This window comes from Bacteroides sp. K03, from assembly GCF_019734355.1.
GTDB classification, from domain to species: Bacteria; Bacteroidota; Bacteroidia; order Bacteroidales; family Bacteroidaceae; genus Bacteroides; species Bacteroides nordii.
Window position 1 is genome coordinate 32,838 of sequence record NZ_JAASHC010000026.1, and the last position, 21,698, is coordinate 54,535.

A 21,698-nucleotide genomic window follows, 5' to 3' on the forward strand; every position below is an offset into this window, starting at 1 on the left:
TCTTTTATGATTATGGAACGATCATAAAGTAATGATAATCAAGCAACACAAAAGTACATACTTTTGTGTTGCTAAAATACGTATTTAACGCACTGTTAATATGCATTTTAAGTCACTGTTAAAATACTAATTTTACAATCAAAGAAATTCATAGGATAATCTCACCTTAAAGTATATCCTGTTTTTATATCCAGGTTTGTAACGATTCAAATCAGTTTTCACTCATAAGCCAACCCAATGTGAAACGAACAAACCAAAGCTTAAAGCCATCAGTACCCGGTAATGAATCATCCCATTTACCTTCTTCCACTACAATGCCAATAGTCCCGTCCGGTAACACCGTCATTGATGAATAGGCCGATAATCCGGACAATATTGTTTTCTTTACCGACCAGGTTCTTCCTTCATCATAACTTAAAAGAACGGAAACATTTTGTCGGATGCGGTTATCATCAGGAATAGAATGAAGAATTATATTTTTAAGGGCACCTTCTTTTATGGTAGAGTATCGCATAATATCACCATTATTCAGTTCTATTAGTTTAGCTTCATCACCATTATTATCGGCTGCATTCTCTGAAACCTTCCAGATACTCCCACCATCATCAGAGTAACAGACATAATTACTTAAAAGGCCTCCCCAATCAGATGTAGTTCTTACAGCTATACAAAACATAATCCGGCCATCCTGTAACTGTAAAGCTCTTCCGGAAGAGGCAAAAGCCCCATACCAGTATCTTCTAATTTTATCAGGGCAGTCTTTTCCATAAACTTGCGAAGTGATATCCACAGGGGTATCCCACGTTTTACCATTATTAACACTTTTAGAAATATTAATTCTCATCAGACTATTCTCCCCCAATTGCCATAATCCATTACCGGAAGTAAAAATACAGAGTAAATGTCCGGTTCTCCTATCCAATACAATAGCCGGATCTTCATAACCAACAGTCGTTCCTTCACCTGCTATTATCACAGTTTCCGACCATGTTCTACCATTATCCTCACTCCGGCGGGACACTACATCTATATGTACCGGAAGGTCATTTATTTTGTCCCAACACCTGTCTGCCACTACTACCAAAGAACCCATCAACTGCCATAATAAGCCCAGGTATACGATAAAATTTAGAACCGGTATCTCCCATATCAAACAAAAGTGTGCGCTCTAAAGAAACGGAGTCAGGAACTAATCCCCAACAAGAAATAAAAAAAACAGCAAAACAATATTTCAAATACATAATAAACAGTTATTTATGACTAGTACATAATAAAAAAGAAGGATTGTCCATATAACTCATAGTTACGGACAATCCTTCAATAATCAGATTATAGTAAGATATTTATTTAAATATAAAATCTTATTTATTTCTTAAACATCTTTTGACTACGCACCACCTGCCCCTTTTGCATCTTTACAACATATGCAGCCGGAGTTATTTCTGATACGTTTACAGAAGAAGGATTATTATCTACATATTTTACCAATTGACCAGAAACGGTATAAATCCATGCTTTATCCACATTCTCAAAATTGATTACATCTTCAACAACTGTAGGCCACATTGTAGAAATGCTTGATGCCTTATCAGCAAATGTATTTTCAACACCATCCGGCAATCCACCAGCTAATCCTTCCGGTTCGTCAGCAAGACCTTGATCGTGCATATCCGGATCCGGTTGACGTGATGGGTTATCACCTGTGATTTCTACCGGAATATCTAATGTAAATCCTTTGGCTGTAAATCCACAAGGTCCAGGATGAGCAAACCATGCATCAGAGAATACTACACGTAAACGACTTACACCCGGTCTTGCATCTGTAGGAATAGTAAAGTTCTGAGTAACACCTGTAGATTCGAATTCCGGAGTTGCACTTTTAGATGTTCCCAATTGGAAAATTATTTCATCAGCCGGTTCAAATGAGTTATTACCATTCAAATCAATATAAGCTTTAGCTATACAATATTTCAAACCATCCGATTTTGGTTTACCATCAACTTTATCATTTGTTGAGTCATGTGCTTTAAAGAACAATTGCAGGTTTTGTCCTTGTTGTACCTTCAACGTCTGCTCACACAAAGCATATTGAGTACCATCCGCCTGCGGAGCATCAGCTGTATAATCAACATCTGTTGTTCCACCAGTGATTTTAAACTGTGAAATATAACGTTGAACTATTGCAATATCAGCACCTTCGGCATTATAGTTCAATGATGATTCACAATATGGATCATTATTAAACTCAGGTAATACACCTGTTACACGCTCTATATGAATCCACTCTATCGGTGAGTATGTTTTCAGATCGACAGATACCGAACGTATACCAATATACGGATCATCCTTTGCACCTTCAAACATAATATTACCTACATACGCAGACCATGTAGAAGTACGAGCTATTTCAGTAACCCTACCGTCTTTTCCATTTTTATACAATATATCAAAGTGATTAATATCTACTTCATCATTGTAAATCATACCATAATCCTTACGAGCTGTAGGATAATTTGTTGCATCTACTTTCCATGTCAATTTAACAGAAAGAGATTGCGTAGTCTCTTCTTTCACTTCAGCAATAACGCTCTTTGAATCAATAGAAGCTGGAATAACACCCGAGCGATCATCGCTCAATTCCAGTTTACCAACTAACATATTATAATTACCACTATAAGTACCCTTTACGCGGAAACCTATATATTCAATAATATCTCCTTTGCTAATACCATTTAAGGTAATTTTCTTTTCTCCCCAAGTAGCACCAGTCAAATCACCTACAGAAGATTCCAGCCATGTATTATCATTCATTTTTTTCACAATGACATACAGATTAGAAGGATTTGTCCCGCTGACACCCGACTTCAATGCAACTTTTGCAACCGGGTTATCACCAGTTACATTCAATTTGGCACGATACAAAATAATATCAGAGCCCTTAGTGGTAGGTTCACCACTCAAACGTAAAGAAGAACCACCAATATAAGCATCTTCATGCGTATATTCAACAGCGATTTCTGTAGACTTAGTAGTAGCATTTGATTGATAAATCAACCAACGATATGTAGGAACTACATCTTGTTGTCCCATATTATACCAACTTCCAAAAGTTTTCTTTCCTTTGTAGTTGTAACGGTCACCATTACCCAAAGTAAAATGAGTATTGAAAGGAAGATCTCCCTGGATAGCAGTACGCTCCGGAACAAATTCTGCAAGACCGCAGAAGTTAGTCATTTGGTTAGGTTTGTCTTTTTCATCTCCTACTTCAAACGTAATACCTGAATTTACAGGAGTTGGCCTATCAATCGGAGTACGATTACCACCGGAAAAACCTTTTTCTAACAGCTTCTGATAGTTAGCTTGCAAATCCATCTGATTATCACCCAATGCAAATTGGAAAAAACGACTGATTTTATGTTCGCCCCACAAACATATACCACACTTCTTAACATCATCATTACTATTAAGACGGTTCCATGCGCGATTCATATTAGAAATCCACACACCCGAATACAAACCATCTGCTGTACCTAAAGCATTTATCGCTGTTTGAACAGATGATTTCATCGAAGAAGCACCAGTAAAATCTCCACCAGAATAATTCAACATAACATCCGTTGTCTTACCATCTGCATTTCCATACATATCAACATTACGAGAAGACAATGAGCTATCTTGTGTATATAACCCAATATGAAAATTGTCAAAACCTATTTCCTTAGCCTTCTTATACAAAGCTTGATGGAATTTAACAACATCTGGACTTGAATAACCAGCATCTTCCCAGTTGTAGTTAATACCATCAAGTCCCATATACATCAAGACATTCAAAAAAGCATCCACATAGCGATATGAACCATCCGAATTCGTTGTTGTAATTAATTTAATGTAGTCGGCAGCTGTACTCCCTGGTGTCCAACTTTCAAAGAATTTAATACCACTAAAAATATCCACACCATTCTTATGTGCTGCATCTGCCCAAGAACCTGGAGCCTGAAATGGTTGATGATTCCAGGAACCATACAAATTTGTATAATTCCACATGGAATATACATCACTATTAAATTGTGTACTCGGATATCCACCCACATCTTGTCCTTGTCCTGTAGGGATATTCATCCAAAGACGACGAGTAGGATTGATCGTTTTTACAAGTACTTTATCCGCATCTTCCATAATTTTACGGGGACGTACATGTGAACGAGAAAACTCAAGGTCTAGATTAAATCCCGCAGCAGCCCACTCATCAGCAGTAGGATACTTTCTTCCATTCTCAATAGCAGTTACAAACAATTCTAAGATTTTTCCCTCATTCCATGGAGTAAAATCAAAGATTTCTGTTGATGCCGACTCCGGATAGTCAGGCCCATCCTGAGCTTGTACATAGCCAGCTAAGCAAAACATAGCTACCACACTAAATAATGTAATTTTTCTCATGATAATAAATAAATTATTAAAGTTAAAGTATATGAATGCTCCCTCCACTAAAGAGGGAGTATCCAATCATTATCTATTAGAAATTTGGTGTATTAATATCCCACCATAAACGGGTTCCTTGCTTATCGCTCCCTCCTAAGGCATCCAAACCAGATGTAGCAATGTCCTGTGCAACCGCACTTGTTTCGCCAGGGAAAGGCATTCTACGAATTAAGTCGCCATCATTCAAACTACCATCACCATCGTCCGGATGTAAAACCGGAAATATTTTCGGATATCCGGTACGGCGTAGATCCGTCCATGCTTCATACGAATAAGGAAATCCAGCAATATATTTTTGAGTTATAATTTTCTGCAACTTAGTTTCATTATCATCACCTTCATTCCATTTCACTCCTACACTAGTAACGCTTCTCACATTATTCGAATGGTCCATCGGATCTATATATGTATAGGCAACAGGTTGCTCCAAAGACATATATTCATCAACTCTTTCAAGATATTCAGAATCTAGGTTACGATCTTCTATAGCGGCATAACGTATACCATTTTCATAAAATTCTTTGGCAGTCCCCCCCATATTCCAGCCTCGTATAACACCTTCAGCACGAAGAAAACTTACCTCGGAAAGTTTCATTAAATACATAGGTGCTAAAGCAATCTCTTCTCCTGAAGTTAATCTTGAATATCCAACACGCGGATTATTATTTTGATCCTGACCAGCAATCATATATGTTCCTGCTCGCAAACCTACAACACGTGAGTCAGTAGGCAATACCTCTACAGGGTTAGACTCATTAGCCAGATTACGAGAATTCTTCAAGAATAAATAGCTGAAATAAGGATGCTTAAGGCTAACCAATAAGCTTTCAAAAGAAGCATTCAAACGAGTATCTCCCCATGTTGTATTTATTTCAGTCAAAGGATGAGTAAATCCTGCATCCATGGGGCGTAGAGCAATTTCGTGCTGTGTCGATTCGACAACACCCGCCTCAATAGCTTCTTCCGCCCAAAGTTTTGCTTTTTCAGGAAGAACTTTTACTACATGCATCGCTACACGCAATTTTAAAGAATTAGCAAAGCGTTTCCATGTATCTATGCTAAAATCTGTAGTATAATAATCATAATACTTTAAAATATCAGTTACCCTCTTCTTATACCACGCTGGTTTCTGCTCAAAATGTTCAAAACAAGCAGATATTGTATCAATATTATCTACGATCGTAACATAAATAGTACGCATATCATCATAAGTGTAGGGATGAGACTCTTTATTTTCTTTATAATTAATATATGGGAAAGGTCCGTAAATATCAGCCATTTCCTGAGATGCATAATCATAAATCAATAAGCCTATTGCTTTCAGTTCTGGTATAGAATCAATCTTTGGATGATTTAACATAGGTACTATTGCATTTTTTACATTCAAAAAACCTCCATTCGGACCATCATTATATTTACGATTGAAATAATAAGTTGAATTCATAACACCGTCAGCACCGTGAGAAAAGTTATGAGGAACACAAAAATAGCCTGCATAATTATCAACTGTTATATTATACTGATATTGATACTGGTGCGACACAGGCTTTTTTCCTTCTTTACCGCCGCGCAGAGCATATTCTGCCGTAAGCATCTGTCCAAAATAGTTTCCTAAAGCACTTTCTGCTTCTTTAAACCCCTCCTCGCTTATTTCCTTTTTATAATCTATAATATCAGCCTGTCCATGATAAACCACATCCTCTCCTTTTTCATCATTACCTGTCAGTTCATCACCCGGTACATCAAAATCCATACATGACTGCAACCCTGCCATAATAAATACTGCAAAAGCCGCTTTTAAAATATATCTTTTCATTTGGTTAGTTTATTATTATTTTAGAAATTAGCCTTTAAAGAGATACCAAGAGAACGTGCTGAAGGCATATTAAACACATCAAATGCTCCCAACCCATTTGCTGTAGACAATGCTATATCAGGATCAACAGGTGCTTTCTTGTACAAAAAGCATAAATTACGCGCTACTGCTGAAAGTGATAAGTTTTTAGACGTTCCAAATAAATTACGGAATGTATATCCTAAAGATATTTCCCCAATACGGAAATTAGTTGCATCATACACATATTGTGAACCATACGCATTGCCACCAACCTCTTTATAATAAGCCTCAATCGGAGCTAAATTGCCATCGGGCATATACATCGCCGGTTGCCCGTTCCATACCAGATCAGGATTCGCTTCTGCAGCCAAACGCGCATCTGCAGTACGTTTTGAAACTCCCTTATTATCCAATTCAGCTTCTGTCAAAGAGATCACTTTTCCTCCAATTCGTCCGTTAATCAAAAAATAAAACGAAAAGTTTTTATAAGTAATCGTATTACTCCAACCTAACTGAAATTTTGAATTCATATTACCCAAATACACGTAGTTATTATTATCCAAATATGGTCTTCCGGCAGCATTTTGTTTTATACTTCCATCTTCATTCCGTTTAAAATCCTGTGCATACAAATCACCATAGGATCCTCCCTCATCATATCTCACAACAACCTTTCCACCGGCAATACGTTGTTCCATTTTAGCAACTGCACCTTCTTTGGTACGATAAGTTTTCTCTATTTTGTTATTATTATAAGAGAAATTCACAGAGGTTCTCCACATCCAATCTTTCGCAAAATTCAGAGCATAACTCACTGTTGTTTCAACTCCCTGATTGCGAATACGGCCTGTATTAATAGGATTAGATTTACCACTACCATCAGCGCTCAAAAAATAACTATTATACATTGCACTATTATAATAGGTAAATTCAATGTTCAAAGCATTAGAAAATAAAGATAAGTCAAAGCCGGTCTCTACAGATCTTGTCATTTCAGGGATAGGATTATCAAAATATCCATATTTTGAAGGAGATACAGCTCCTGTTGTGGGATCTTTACCCACTTTACTAAATAGTATATTGGGAATAGAATTACCTACTTCACTATAAGAAGCCCTGATCTTCAAATTAGTAATTTCCTCTGGCATAGAAATCATTCGATGGAGTAACACATTACCACCTACTAAAAAATAGCCATAGTTTGTTGGAGTTCCACGCACCGAAAATTGTTTAAAAGAACGGTACCAGTCACGACGATAACTACCTTCTAAATATGCCATCTCTTTATATCCCACTTGTCCGGTAAACAGTAAAGCCTTATCCCAGTTAGAAGCTTTCACATAACTTCTGTCACCTGGACTTCCGGCAGAAGCTGTTGGTTCAAAGAAATTTATTAATGTAGGAATCTTATCCTTCATGGAAGAATATGTAGTTGCAGAGGTCCATATCTTCTGAGTTTCACCTTTAATTGTATGCCCTACCCAACCTGCAGTAGCTGAAACAGAAAAATCTTTAATATCTTTATTATAACTTAATAAAGCATCAACATACACGTCATTATTCCATATCAAATCTTGTCCGTACATACCATAATCTTCCATAGCCGATGCATTCCAAGTGGTAGCCATTCGATTGGTAGTACCTTTGTATTTAGAACGGTCTAAATTTAAGCGTCCTTGTATCCTCAATCCATCAATAATTTCATAACTGGCTGTAATGTTTCCATAAGCACGTTCTTCTTCGGACGATCCGTTTATTTCATTAGTAGTCCAATAAGGATTATTATTAGTCGCAGAAAAATAAGCCCATTGTTGTTTAGGTCCTGTCAATTCAACTGTTCCATTTGGCACCCATACACCTTTATTATAGTAACCTTGTTCATGTGATGTCCAAGTTCCATTTTCTTCACGATAGTTGTTCTTATAATATCCTAAGTCAATATTACGTGGCATACGGTACAAATCATACAATGGGTTCATAACCGTACCACCACCTGGACGATTTTTTGTCAATGCCTGTACATAATTCAATGATAAATCAACATTCAATTTCTTATTAAACAAAGCATAACTTTGTCTGAATGATAATGTATTACGATTATATATATTATTACGCATCATTCCATTAGAATGTGAATTCGCATAAGAAAAATAAGTACGTATTTTTTCAGAACCTGCACTTACCGATACAGAATTATTAAATGTCGTACCGGTACGAAAGAAGTCTGAAATATCATCAGTTGCATAGTTACGCAGATGGGCCCCTTCATATGCACTCTCTTCTGGTGTCATATCAAAAATCTTCTTTCCCCAGCTATCTGTACCCAATGTGTTAGCAGCCAAATTTACTGAAGCACCATATATATTCTGTATTTCTGGAGTTAACAAAGGCTTTTCAAAAGTTACGTTAGAAGTCACACTTACAGATATATTACCTTCTTTACCTTTTTTAGTGGTAATCATAAGTACACCATTGGCAGCTATACTACCATAAAGAGCAGCTGCATTGGCTCCCTTTAGAATATTCATACTTTCAATATCATCTGGATTTATCAATGAAAGTGGGTCGGAACCTTCTGAGGTTTTAGCATAAGTTAAATTATATCCACTATCAAAACCGCCTTGTCCATTCACCCCATTATTCATAGGGATACCGTCAACGACAACTAACGGGCTATTATTACCGACTATTGATTTATTTCCTCTTAATAAAATTTTAGATGCACCACCAGCACCACCAGCACTTGGAGTAATCGTCACGCCGGCAGCTTTACCTTGTAAAGCATTAATAAAGTTGGCATCCTGTACTTTCATCAATTCATCCCCGCTAACTTTCTGCGTAGCATAAGTCAAAGATTTTTCTTTACGCTCAATACCCATTGCAGTGACTACTACTTCATTCAACTGTAATGCATCTTCCTTCATCACCACATTGAATGAGGATCTCCCTGAAATAGGCAATATTACTTTTTGATAACCAATATAAGTAAACTCTAATGTGCTTTCATTCGCAACTTCAAGGGAATAATTTCCATCCATGTCAGTAATTGTCCCTGTAGTAGTACCCTTAACTAGCACACTCACTCCAATCAAAGGTTCACCACTTTCATCCGTTACTACTCCTTTTATTGTACGTTTATTCTGCTGTGCTACGTTTTTCACTTCTTCTACCTCTTTTGTAAAGAGTACCAAATACTTATCACGTACAGAAAAAGAAGCACTAGTATTTCTAAGCAAGCGATTCATGACAGTCCCTAATTTCTCACGATTAGCTTTAATCGTCACTACTCTATCGGGATTAATATCTTTAGTATTATACACAACTGACAGAGAAGCTTGCCGACCTATTTCATTCAACACCTTACTCAAAGGGACATTAGTAAAATCCAGATTTAACAATACATTCTGTGCAGATGCACTTAAAAAGGCTGGAATAAAAAGGAAAAGGAATCCTAACAAGAATTTAATCTTGTACTTTGTAATTTTTTTCATTTCGTATTCTTTTAACATTAACAGATCAAGAAATTATTTCAGTATAAAAATTCAATACTGGAAATATTTTATATAATTTCCATCATTCTATATTATTTAGGTTATTATATTGATTGTAATTCTGCTTTTACTAAAATAATACAGTTAAGACAGCAGAGTTACTAAAAGAAAAGAGAAAAATTTAAAAGAAAAAAGAAAAAGAAGAATCTTAAAGCTTCAGATAGCCTAAAAAGGCCATAAAGTAAGAGATAAATTTAAATAAATAAAGAGAGCATATCAAGGTAAAAGACGCATACGTAATGCAACCCCTCCTTTGATACACTCTCTCTATTTATTAATTGATGAGTATCTATAATTTATCTGTTTTTATTTCCCGGCAGATAAATATATCTTATTTCCGTCTATTTTATACTGAAAACGTTTGGTTAATGATAATACAGAGAGAATATCTTCTATATTATCATCCGTACGGAACTCACAGGTAAAACGTTCTTTTTTTAATTGTTCATCTTTAAAATAGAAATGAACGTCAAAGTGCTGTTCAAGACATCGCGTCATTTCTAAACAGGTAGCCTGTTCAAAAGAAAGTTTTCCTTGTATCCATAAAAGTACATCCCGGGCCGAAGAAGATTCTGTAAGCTCTGCCTGCAGAGTCGAAGTATTCACATTAAGAATCTGTCCTGGTTTTAAAATGAAACCTTCATTATTTTCCCGAGGTAAATCAACACGAATAGAACCTTTCAGCAAAGTAGCAACAACCTTCTCTTCTGCAGCACGAGCACGCACATTAAACTTCGTACCCAATACCTGCGTTTTTATATTTTTGCTTTTTACAATAAAAGGAGCATGTTCATCACGTGCCACCTCAAAATAGGCTTCACCCGTAAGATTAACCTGGCGCTCCCGACTCCATAAAGAAGATTTATAAGCTAACTGAGTAGAGGCATTCAACCACACCTTAGAACCATCCGGCAACACAAACTGTGCACGTTGTCCGGCTGTTGTCGCCACAATATAATTCGACGTTTTATTTAATGCCAAATAAGAAAAGCCGATAGTAAATACAATTCCAGTGAGAAAAGCAGCTAACGGAACAGCATAACGCCTCCATCCAATAGACCGATGCTTCTTAACTGCATTCTCTTTGGACTTCATAGCGACTTTTAACTTCTTTAGAGAACCTTCTACATCAACTGAATTCATCACAGCAACGCGATCCCCGACAAATGCTGTATAATATATTTGTTCAAGTAGCTTTCGGTTTTCTACAGAAGCTCTGGACCAAGTCTCTACTTGTAAAACTTCCTCTTCACTGAGCTCTCCATTGAAGTAGCTCAGCAATTTCATTTCATCCATCATGTTCAATCTTTATACCTAATATATACTATTGTCGTAGGTAATACAGTTGTGGGAACAAAGATACTAAATGAAACAGAAAAAAAAATATTATTTAATGATTCATTTTGAGAATGAGAAAATTATAAGTATGTTTGTTGTATATTTAATGAAAAAATGGGGAACTTTACTAAACCTTTAGATATAAATGATAATAGCACCGTAATTGCCGCATTGAGAGACAGTGACGAACAGGTCTTTGAAGAGGTATATCGTTATTATTTTCGAGGGTTGTGTGCGTTTTGTTCTCAATATGTTTCCCTAATTGAATCAGAAGAAATCGTACAAGACACCATGATGTGGCTGTGGGAGAACCGTTTAAGCCTGATCGCAGAACTTACACTAAAAACCTTGCTTTTTACCATAGTGAAAAATAAGGCTTTAAACCGTATAACCCATCATGAAATCAAACGAAAAGTCCACCAAGAAATAGCCGATAAATATGAGAAAGAATTCATAAGTCCTGACTTTTATTTAGGGAATGAATTGTTCTCACTTTATGATAAAGCATTAGCAAAACTACCTGCCGAATTTCGGGAGGCTTATGAATTAAACAGGAAATACCATCTCACTCACAAAGAAATTGCACTCAAATTGAAAGTTTCTCCACAGACTGTTAATTACCGAATTGGTCAGGCTCTAAAGATTTTACGCATAGAATTAAAAGACTACTTACCGCTCTTGATTTGCATATATTATTTCCGATCATTATAAGGCAGAAAAAGCCTATAAACATAACATCTTTTCAGCCAGCAAACGACAGTTGGCACGGTCTATCTTTCCACTACCTGTAAGTGGAAGATGAGAAACTGTAAAAATTTGCCTGGGACATTGATATTTGGGCAATATAGAATGAATCTTTTCTTTTAGCATATCAGTATCCTCCCCTTCTTCCAACAGAAGTACCACCGCCTGTCCCAACTTTAAATCAGGAATGGAAGTTATTGCAAAAGGAACTGTAATAAGAGGTTTCAATAATCCCTCCACTACTTCTGCCTGTACCTTAATCCCGCCACTGTTAATTATATTATCCTTCCTTCCAATGATTATAAAACTACCATCCGGATAAAGTTGTGCCACATCATTGGTAACCAACACTTCGTCACAAACCAAGGGTGCCTTTATTATTAATGTATTTTCCGGAGATAATGAAAGCTCAACTGAAGAAAATGGCTGATAATGTAAAGAGGCAGAAATGCCATTTAACCGGCGTAAAGCAATGTGTGAAAGTGTTTCTGTCATGCCATAAGTAGAATAAACTTCTCCGGGCAATGAACGTATCTCTGCCTCAAGAGCTACATCAATAGCACCTCCACCTATAATAAGTATATCTGTGCGGCTAAGACGTTCTTTCTCTTGTGGTACCTGCAAAGTATTAAAAACCTGCAAAGGAACCATTGCAGTAAAACGGAGAGGCATATCTATATCGGCCAACGGATGCCCGGAAGGAGTACGTAATATAAGATTTAAACCAGCCACCAATGCACGAACCACTACCATTTTACCAGCAATATACTGTAAAGGCATACAGAGTAAAACAGTATCATTTATACGAAGATTCAAAAACTCACAAGTCAAACGGGCACTTTGCATCATCTGTTCTTTACGAACCATTAGCACTTTGGGCGTCCCGGTAGACCCGGAAGTATGGACTTCTATAAAAGGGGAGTCATTAAACCAATCAGCAAGAAAATGATATAAATCAAGCAAAAAAGGAGAAGTCGCTTCTGAAGCATTGCTAATCAGATGCGCTATTTCTTCCCGAGAGTACTTTTTGCCTTCTAATGTCAAACTCTGCTCACATCTATTCAGTTGCATGACAAATCAATAATTAACGTGTTACAGAATACCACAAGCAATCTTTCCTTACTTCAAGAGGCATCTCTATATTATTAGTGAACAAGGCACCGGTACCAAGTCCCTGTGGCAAAGGATTATTAAATGTAGCACACCAATGAGCAATGGCATTCAATCCAATATTAGATTCGAGAGCAGAAGTTATCCACCAGCCGATTGTCAGCTCCTCAGCCAAACGGATCCATTCGTTACCACCGGCAATGCCTCCATGAAGAGATGGTTTCAAGATAATATACTGAGGCCGGATCTGTTCAAGCAAACGCCGCTTATTTTCTGAAGCATTGATTCCGATTAACTCTTCATCCAATGCGATAGGTAAAGGGCTGGTCTCAGTAAGACGCGCCATTTCCTCCCATTGTCCGGCACGAATAGGTTGTTCTATGGAATGTAGGTCAAGCTCTGCCAAACGGCTTAATTTATCCATTGCATCAACCGGAGAAAAAGCACCGTTAGCATCCACACGAAGCTCAATTTCCTTTGCAGAGAAATGAGAACGAATAAAACGTAATAAAGTCAGTTCTTCCTCAAAATTGATAGCACCTATTTTTAATTTGATACAACGGAATCCTGTTTGCATCTTCATTTCAATCTGTTCAAGCATTTTTTTGTAATCGCCCATCCAGATAAGACCATTAATAGGAATTCCGGCTTCTTCACGTGAAAAAGGCGTATTCCAAAGTGCAAAACTCCCTGCCTCCAGATGACGGAAAGCTGTTTCAAGTCCAAAGAGAATAGAAGGATACTCCCGAAGTTCTTCCACCGAAAAAGTCCCTTCGGTAACTACACGGTTACAGATTCGGGATAAAACAGATTCATAATCAGGGATATCATCACAACTCAGTTTAGGAAGCGGAGCACACTCACCAATACCTACCCTATCGGGATATATATCAGAAGTAAGATGTAGATACCATACATCACGGGTAACGTAAGTACCTCGTGATGTACCTGCCGGCTGCTTAAAATAAAGCTTATGAGGATGAATCTTTATATCGTACATAGCATTTACTCTTAAAGAAAACCAATCTTCTTTATTATGGCAATTTGGGATATTGTTTAAAATCAGGTTTACGCTTTTCAAGAAAAGCATTTTTTCCTTCCTGAGCCTCATCAGTCATATAATACAGCATTGTTGCATCACCCGCCAACTCCTGAATACCTGCCTGTCCGTCGAGCTCGGCATTCAATCCGGCTTTAATCATACGAAGAGCAAGCGGACTGAGCTGCATCATCTCTTCTGCCCACTGAACATATTCATCTTCAAGCTGCTCTAAAGGTACCACTTTATTCACCAATCCCATATCAAGTGCTTCCTGTGCATTATACTTACGGCAAAGGAACCAGATTTCACGTGCCTTTTTCTGTCCTACCACGCGGGCAAGATATGAGGACCCAAAGCCTGCATCGAAGCTACCTACACGAGGTCCTGTCTGTCCGAAGATAGCATTCTCTGACGCAATACTAAGATCACACACCACATGGAGCACATGTCCACCACCAATAGCAAAACCATTTACAGCAGCAATAACAGGTTTAGGGATGCTCCTAATTTGCTTCTGTACATCCAATACACTCAAACGAGGTACCCCATCCTTTCCAATATAACCTCCGCGACCTTTTACATTCTGATCGCCACCGCTACAAAAAGCTTTATCGCCTGCCCCAGTAATCACAACTACACTGATACAGGCTTCTTCACGGCAAATACGCATAGCATCACTCATTTCGCCGGTAGTAGTAGGTGTGAATGCGTTACGATAACGTTCGCGATTAATAGTAATACGGGCAATGCCGTTATAGTAATCAAAAAGAATATCTTCGTATTCTTTGATTGTTTCCCATTTTCTTTCTGACATATTCTTCTTTTTTATAAATTTAAGTACTGTATCCTAATTAAATGATCGTATCATTGAAACGCAGATTATCGCAAATTCACGCAAAGAATATCGTCCCTCAAATACAGCAAACCATCTAATATACGATTATTTGCGTTTCAATAAAACGCTGCCATAACTATGAATAAAATTTGAGTACTATTTATTTGTTCTCTTTATTCGGTGCACTTTCGCGTCCGGCAGCCTGATGATAGAAGTCTTTCAGAATTCTTGCATCTTTATTCTTATTGGTAAAGACCTCTACCAATACCGGTTGCGTCATAGGCTCCGGTTGTGTAAACAATTGCATTGCTTCTTCTAGTTGCACCTCATCCTCCACTTTCTGATAAAGGAAACCGCGGTCTTCCGCCCATCCTTTGGCAGATGTCTTATGAACAGCAGTAATAAATTTGTGCGATGTACCCGACATTTCCAATCCCGGCAACGTATGGAAAATTTCTCCTCCTCCATTATTCAACAAAAGAATACGCAGATTCGCACCAAAATTTCCATTCCACAAAGCATTCATATCGTAGAAAAAGCTAAGATCGCCAATGACCACAAAGTTTAACTTGTCAGAGGCTGCAGCATAGCCAACAGCGGTGGATAAGGAACCTTCAATACCACTCGTCCCCCGATTACAACAAACTTCTACCGTTGCAGGGATCGTGAACAACTGGGCATAACGCACAGTCGAGCTATTAGCCAGATGAAGAGCGCACTGTTCAGGCAATGCTTTTATCAATGCTCCGATTGCAGACATTTCCGAGTAAGGTAACTCGGGTTGTGGCAATGCCTTACAGAAGTTTTCCCACAGCAAAGGATATTGAGGCGTTTTGTTTTCAAGTAAAAATGCAATCTTTTCAAGAAATTCAAAAGGGTCCATTTCTATCACTGTTGTCAATGAACCATAAAGGTCCACTATCTCTCCATCAGGAGAAACATGCCAATGTTCCTTCGGAGGATTATTCCGCAAAAATTTCTTTAAACGCTTGGATACAACGTGTCCGCCATAAGTAATCAACAACTCCGGCACCATTTTTTCTTGCGTCTCTTCGTCCATAGCATAAAGTGCCACATCGAAGTTCTTCACAGGAATACCGGGAATAGTCTGGTTTCCAATATGCTCTGTCAGCCAGGCAAAATGCTTGTAAAGCAGTTTGGAATATTTCTTTTCGAACAAATAAATCAGATTCATCTGTCCGACAATAATCATACGCTTTTGATATTGATTGAGCCGTTGGATAAGATCGTTATAATCCCGGTCATAAATATTCAAACCCTGATAACGGGTGATAACACGTACTTCAGGAAGTGTCTCAGTAGTGAAACGGAATATCGGTTCAGTGACAGGGACATTAATATGTACCGGTCCTTTGCCATGATGATGTGTCTCCAGCAATGCTTCGTTAACCAGACGATTACAATACCACTCATCTTCATCCGTATAGATTTCCGGAAGGTTAACTGATTTCTTCACCAACGTGCCAAAAACACCCGGTTGTGGTAAAGTCTGTCCATCCATCTGCCCTATCCAGGCAGCAGGTCTGTCGGCAGAGATGACAACCAAAGGAACATTCTGATAAAAAGCTTCGGCTACAGCCGGATGCAGATTGAGCAAAGCTGTACCGGAAGTACAACATACGGCAGCAGGCGCTCCACCATTCAGAGCTAACCCAATAGCGAAAAAACCGGCACTACGCTCGTCCGTTACAGAATAACACTTAAAGGAAGGATGGGTGGACAGGGTATGAACAAGGGGAATATTACGACTCCCCGGACACAATACGATCTTCGTCACTCCATGTGCTTCGAGCAACGCCACCAATTGGAGAATATTCTTCTTATCTGTATACACTTTATTTAGTTGAAAGTTGTTTAATTGACAGTTGACAATTGACAATTGACAGTTGCTATGCAGTATCATAGCGCAGCCCACTGTCAATTGTCAACTGTCAACTGTCAATTAGATTAAGCATTGTTTGCATTTTCTTTTCCGTCTCCAGCCATTCGTCCTCCAATTCGGAAGAAGCGAGTAATCCGCCACCGGCATAGAGAGTCAATTGTTCTGAGCTTATATTCATACAACGCAAATTAACATACAAATCAGTCTTTCCACCGGGATTCAATGTACCAATGAAACCAGAGTAATACCGGCGGTCGTACTTCTCATTATCCTGAATAAACTGATATGCCTTTTCTTTGGGAAGTCCGCAAACGGCTGGTGTGGGATGCAATAGTTTAAGCAGATCTCCCAGTCTATTGCTATCTGGCAATGAGAAATGGAAATCAGTCTTTAAATGAGACAGTGCCCCGGCAAATGCCGGATAAGGACCGGATTCCTCGGGTTGGACATTAAAAGCAAGAAGCTGACTCCGAATATACGAAGCAACATACTCCTGTTCTTCCCGATTCTTATCATCCCATTCCTGCGGTAACTTTCCATTCTGAAGAGATTGTGTACCAGCCAGCGCTACCGTGCCCCATTCATTTTTTTCTCCTGCAAGAATAATCTCCGGAGTACTGCCCAGCCACGCCCCGGTCTGCGGAGTATAGCATAAATAGACATATGAATACAGATACCTCCTACAAGCTTCATGGAAAGCAGCTGCCGGTGAGAATTTCGATGGAACGTCCAGTTTCTGATTACGGGAAAGCACCAACTTATCGAACTGCTTTTGACGCAATGCCTTGATGAAGATATCAAAACAATCGGCATATTTGTCCGTAAATGGTGCATAATGAACAGACTTTGGCGTCCGTTCCGCTACCGGACTATAATAATCCGGCTTTATGTCATCCGAACATTCTTTCGTTGAGTCAAACTCTATTTCACATATTTCATCCGGCCTCAGCAACACAATCGGTGTATTCTTACCTATCCGAAAAGGGGCTATCACAAAGCCACTCCGTCCATTCAACTCTTCTATATCATTAAACAGACTTACTTCACTTTTTAGTTGTACCATCAAATGGATAACCTTCTCTCCCGGTATGCGATACATGGCAAAAGGTACTCCAGTCTCAATAAAACGATCCACGAGGATATAGGCTTCCTGTTCTCCTGTGCTAATCATCCCTTTTTCAATACACTATTTACCACCCGTATTGAAGACACCAACTTGGCTGTAGACGTAAATACATCTACATTCCACACATGCGAAGAGCGTCCTTTATGAACAATCGTTCCCACAGCTCTCACCGTATCTCCTTCGTGAGCAGAGGATATATGATTTCCACTGACTTGCATACCCACTACTATTTCGTCGGGTTTACAGAGTATCATCGAACCGAGTCCTGCCACTGTTTCGGCCAGCGCCAGCGTTGCCCCTCCATGGAGGATACCGAATGGCTGACGGGTACGTTCGTCTACCGGCATAGTAGCTTCTACCCTATCCTCAGAGGCATAAGTATATTGAATACCCAGGTTTCCCATCAAAGCATGACGAGCCCGTTGATTCAGTTCGTCCAAAGGAACTTCTGCCGGACGTATTTCTGAAAGAATTGCTTGTTCCACAGCTATCGCTACCCCATCCTCATCATTAGAAGCGGTGATTCTATCAGCACATACCTTTACTGAATCCTGCGCATTACCCATAGCAATCCCCAATCCGGCAGACTGTATCATGGAAACATCGCAAACGCCATCACCAATAGCGATAACTTCTTCTGAACTGATATTCAGTGTTTCGAGCAAAGCTCCCAATGTGTTCGCTTTATCGATAGAACAAGGAACTACTTCGAGGAAGTAGGGTTCGGAACGGAATACGTCCAACGCACCGTTCAGTCGTTTGCGCCAGTGCTCTTCAAGTCCCACAAGGGCTTCTTCATCATCACTGACAAGCATACATTTGCAGGGAGCAAAGTCTACTGCAATTGAAAATTCCGTTTCCGGGATTATCTTCAGGCCATTAAGCTCAGCTTCCTGGCGTATGTGTTCATTTTCGGGTGAATCGGTAATAATAGTGTCGTCATGATAAGTAAAGATAGCGAAACCGTTTTTACGGGCTTTCTTTTCCAGATAAGGCAACATCTCAGGGTTTATCCTACGCTCAAACAGGAGTTCACCATTTTGCGCATTGATAATCTGCCCACCATTATAAGACAGAATAAAGCCTCCATAGTTTCCAAGTTCCAGCTTCATGGCAAGGGGCATCAGGCCATATGTAGGTCTGCCGGAAGCCAATACGATACGTACTCCCATCTGCTGCACTTTCAATAAAGCAGCAAGGGTACGTTTACTGATTTCCTTTTCACTATTGAGCAACGTTCCGTCTACATCAAGAACTAATAATTTATACTTCATAACTTATTGGTTTTGGGGTTCCGACAGCAAAGGTAGGATTATTTAATTGAAAATTGAAAGTTGAAAGTTGAAAATTAAAAATTAATGGGAAAGAGAGGGAAGGAAAAAAGGGCTGCACTGTAGTTGTTCTCTCAACCTACAGCGCAGCCCTTCTTTTATTTCTTAATTTTTATTTTTTAATTACCTTCCCCATTGTTAATTCTAATGTGCCACCATCTACAATATCCTGATGTGTAAAGAAAGGTTCATCCAGCGGTTTTCCATTCAACACGATAGACTGAATGTACTTATTCTCACGACTATTGTTTTTAGCTATAACCGTAAATTTCTTACCATCTTTCAAATTCACCGTAGCTTTGTTGAAAAGAGGGCGACCGATAGAATACACTGGTTTCCCGGGACATACCTGGTAGAACCCCATCGCATTGAGTATATACCATGCAGACATCTGTCCACAGTCTTCATTGCCCGAAAGGCCATCCGGATCATTGAAATACAACGTTTGCAATACGCTGTCTACAAGTTCCTGCGTTCTATAAGGCTGACCTACGTAGTTATACATATGAATAATGTGGTGACTGGGCTCATTGCCATGAGCATATTGCCCGATCAGGCCGGAGATATCAGCTGAAGTATTTTCACCTTCCAAAACAGAACTTACTGTAAACAATGAATCGAGTTTGCTGATGAAGCCTTCGCGGCCCCCCATCAGTTCAACCAATCCGTCAATCTGGTGAGGTACGAACCAGGTCCACTGCCAGGCTGTTCCTTCACAATAATCATCGTTGCGGTGTGTAGAAGAGCGGGGATTAAACGGTGTACGCCAATTGCCCTTACTGTCAAGTCCGCGCATAAAACGTGTGGACGGATCAAAATAGGTTTTGTATCCTTCGGCAAATTTGGCATATTTCTCATGATTGGCAGCATCTCCAAGGCTCTCGGCAAATGCAGAGATACACCAGTCGTTGTAAGCGTATTCCAATGCCTTAGCCACAGCCTCATTGTCTTTATCGCAAGGTACATACCCAATTTTATTCTTCCAGTATTTGGCCTGCGGCATCAGGTGAGGCAGTACCAACGGAGGACACTTAATCCCTGCCGTATCATACTCAGCCACACGTAAACAGGCTTTATAAGCCTCATTTACATCAAAGTTATGATATCCTTTCATATAAGCATCCACAATGACAGGCACTGCATGATAACCAATCATCGTACCGGTATAGTTACCAGCCAACTCCCACATAGGGAATACGCCACCTTCACGTTGCTTTTGGATAAGAGATCGGATGAATGCTTCGTTCAAATCGGGATCAATAATGGTCATCAACGGATGATAAGCACGGAACGTATCCCACAAAGAAAATACAGTATACATCGGTTCGTTTACACTGCCCTGATGAGCTTTCAGATCCATACCCAGATAACGGCCGTCTACATCAGTGAAGAGGTTGGGCTGCATACCGGTATGATAAAGAGCGGTATAGAACATCGTTTTCTGATCCTTATTATCGGTATCAATATCTATCTTTGCAAGATAGTTATTCCAGGAAGCACGGGCTGCCTTACGAACACCATTAAAATCCCATTCGGGAATCTCAGCTTCTACATTCTTGCGCGCCCCCTCTACATCAACAGCCGAGATACCCACTTTCACATACACCTCTTCACCGGCTTTGGTATTAAAGTGCAGCAAAACTTTAGCAGTAGGCAGTAAAGGGCCACCTTCGTCGAGCACCATAGAATCAGTCACCATTGTATAGGTAAATGGTTTAGAGAATTTTGCATAGAAATTGATATACTGATCAAAAGCCCAGTAAACCGTTTTCTTACGTCCGCATATTTCCGTATCGCTGATTACCTCCAACTCCATTTCTTCATTCTTCTGGCGTTGCAGGCTATAGTCTAAATCGAGAATAAAACCCGATTCATCAGATTGTGGAAAAGTATAACGATGAATGGCTGCGCGTTTAGTTGCCGTAAGTTCGGCTTTCACATTGTACCGGTCCAGCACTACAGAATAATACCCCGGTTGAGCCGTTTCATTCTGATGTGAGAAAGCCGATGCATAGGCCATCTGCTGGCTTTCCGAACCCATAGCGTGATAATCCTGTTTGCCAACAGTAGGCATCAGTAGTACATCACCATAATCGCCACAACCCGTACCGCTAAGATGAGTATGCGAAAATCCATTGATGGTAGAATCATTGTAATAATAGCCCGAACAGGCATCCCACTGATAAATACGTGTATCCGGACTCGGTTGAATCATGCCATTGGGAACCACCGCTCCCGGATAAGTGTGTCCGTGTCCTCCGGTACCGATAAAGGGATTTACAAAATCCGTGTAGTCTTGCGATGTAGATGTCTGAGTACAAGCGGCCATTCCCAGTAACAAAGAGCATCCGATTAGTGCAGAAATAAGTTTCATATCTATTCGTTTTTTTGAAATGTTTCAA

The 21,698-nt window shown here is 39.2% G+C and carries 14 protein-coding genes; 1 reads left to right on the forward strand and 13 read right to left on the reverse strand.

The window, feature by feature from the left end; genetic code table 11:
* Positions 1-211: 211 nt before the first annotated feature.
* From HCG69_RS15780 to HCG69_RS15800, 6 genes are all read right to left on the reverse strand, one after another.
* Complete coding sequence (locus HCG69_RS15780; RefSeq protein WP_255586123.1) at positions 212-1,093, reverse strand: exo-alpha-sialidase; 882 nt, start codon at positions 1,091-1,093, stop codon at positions 212-214.
* A complete protein-coding gene (locus tag HCG69_RS20745) occupies positions 1,044-1,241 on the reverse strand; it encodes a hypothetical protein (RefSeq protein WP_255586124.1) in 198 nt (65 codons plus the stop codon). The genes HCG69_RS15780 and HCG69_RS20745 overlap by 50 nt, the downstream gene beginning before the upstream one ends.
* Positions 1,242-1,365: 124 nt before the next feature.
* A complete protein-coding gene (locus tag HCG69_RS15785; RefSeq protein ID WP_221650836.1) occupies positions 1,366-4,437 on the reverse strand; it encodes a GEVED domain-containing protein in 3,072 nt (1,023 codons plus the stop codon).
* Between the two features lie 76 nt (positions 4,438-4,513).
* A complete protein-coding gene (locus tag HCG69_RS15790) occupies positions 4,514-6,295 on the reverse strand; it encodes a SusD/RagB family nutrient-binding outer membrane lipoprotein (RefSeq protein ID WP_221650837.1) in 1,782 nt (593 codons plus the stop codon).
* A gap of 20 nt (positions 6,296-6,315) precedes the next feature.
* Positions 6,316-9,807, reverse strand: a complete 3,492-nt coding sequence (locus HCG69_RS15795) for a SusC/RagA family TonB-linked outer membrane protein (protein ID WP_221650838.1) — start codon at positions 9,805-9,807, stop codon at positions 6,316-6,318.
* Positions 9,808-10,173: 366 nt separating this feature from the next.
* A complete protein-coding gene (locus tag HCG69_RS15800; RefSeq protein ID WP_221650860.1) occupies positions 10,174-11,163 on the reverse strand; it encodes a FecR family protein in 990 nt (329 codons plus the stop codon).
* A gap of 156 nt (positions 11,164-11,319) precedes the next feature.
* Here HCG69_RS15800 and HCG69_RS15805 point away from each other — a divergent pair, with 156 nt between their 5' ends.
* Positions 11,320-11,916, forward strand: a complete 597-nt coding sequence (locus HCG69_RS15805) for an RNA polymerase sigma-70 factor (RefSeq protein ID WP_221650839.1) — start codon at positions 11,320-11,322, stop codon at positions 11,914-11,916.
* 12 nt (positions 11,917-11,928) lie between these two features.
* Here the strand turns inward: HCG69_RS15805 and HCG69_RS15810 are convergent, their stop codons facing one another.
* From HCG69_RS15810 to HCG69_RS15840, 7 genes are all read right to left on the reverse strand, one after another.
* Positions 11,929-13,020 carry an AMP-binding protein gene (locus HCG69_RS15810; RefSeq protein WP_221650840.1) on the reverse strand — a complete coding sequence of 364 codons (1,092 nt, stop codon included), beginning with the start codon at positions 13,018-13,020 and terminating at the stop codon, positions 11,929-11,931.
* Positions 13,021-13,033: 13 nt separating this feature from the next.
* The gene (locus HCG69_RS15815) at positions 13,034-14,059 is read right to left on the reverse strand and encodes an o-succinylbenzoate synthase (protein ID WP_221650841.1); all 1,026 of its coding nucleotides are present in this window, start codon (positions 14,057-14,059) and stop codon (positions 13,034-13,036) included.
* 34 nt (positions 14,060-14,093) lie between these two features.
* Complete coding sequence (gene menB, locus HCG69_RS15820; protein WP_221650842.1) at positions 14,094-14,915, reverse strand: 1,4-dihydroxy-2-naphthoyl-CoA synthase; 822 nt, start codon at positions 14,913-14,915, stop codon at positions 14,094-14,096.
* Positions 14,916-15,096: 181 nt separating this feature from the next.
* Positions 15,097-16,791 (reverse strand): 2-succinyl-5-enolpyruvyl-6-hydroxy-3-cyclohexene-1-carboxylic-acid synthase, encoded by a 1,695-nt coding sequence (menD, locus tag HCG69_RS15825; RefSeq protein ID WP_221650843.1) that lies wholly within the window; start codon positions 16,789-16,791, stop codon positions 15,097-15,099.
* 97 nt (positions 16,792-16,888) lie between these two features.
* Positions 16,889-18,010, reverse strand: a complete 1,122-nt coding sequence (locus HCG69_RS15830) for an isochorismate synthase (protein WP_221650844.1) — start codon at positions 18,008-18,010, stop codon at positions 16,889-16,891.
* Positions 18,007-19,239 carry a Cof-type HAD-IIB family hydrolase gene (locus HCG69_RS15835; RefSeq protein WP_221650845.1) on the reverse strand — a complete coding sequence of 411 codons (1,233 nt, stop codon included), beginning with the start codon at positions 19,237-19,239 and terminating at the stop codon, positions 18,007-18,009. The genes HCG69_RS15830 and HCG69_RS15835 overlap by 4 nt, the downstream gene beginning before the upstream one ends.
* Positions 19,240-19,408: 169 nt before the next feature.
* Positions 19,409-21,670 carry a GH92 family glycosyl hydrolase gene (locus HCG69_RS15840; protein WP_221650846.1) on the reverse strand — a complete coding sequence of 754 codons (2,262 nt, stop codon included), beginning with the start codon at positions 21,668-21,670 and terminating at the stop codon, positions 19,409-19,411.
* Positions 21,671-21,698 lie beyond the last annotated feature (28 nt).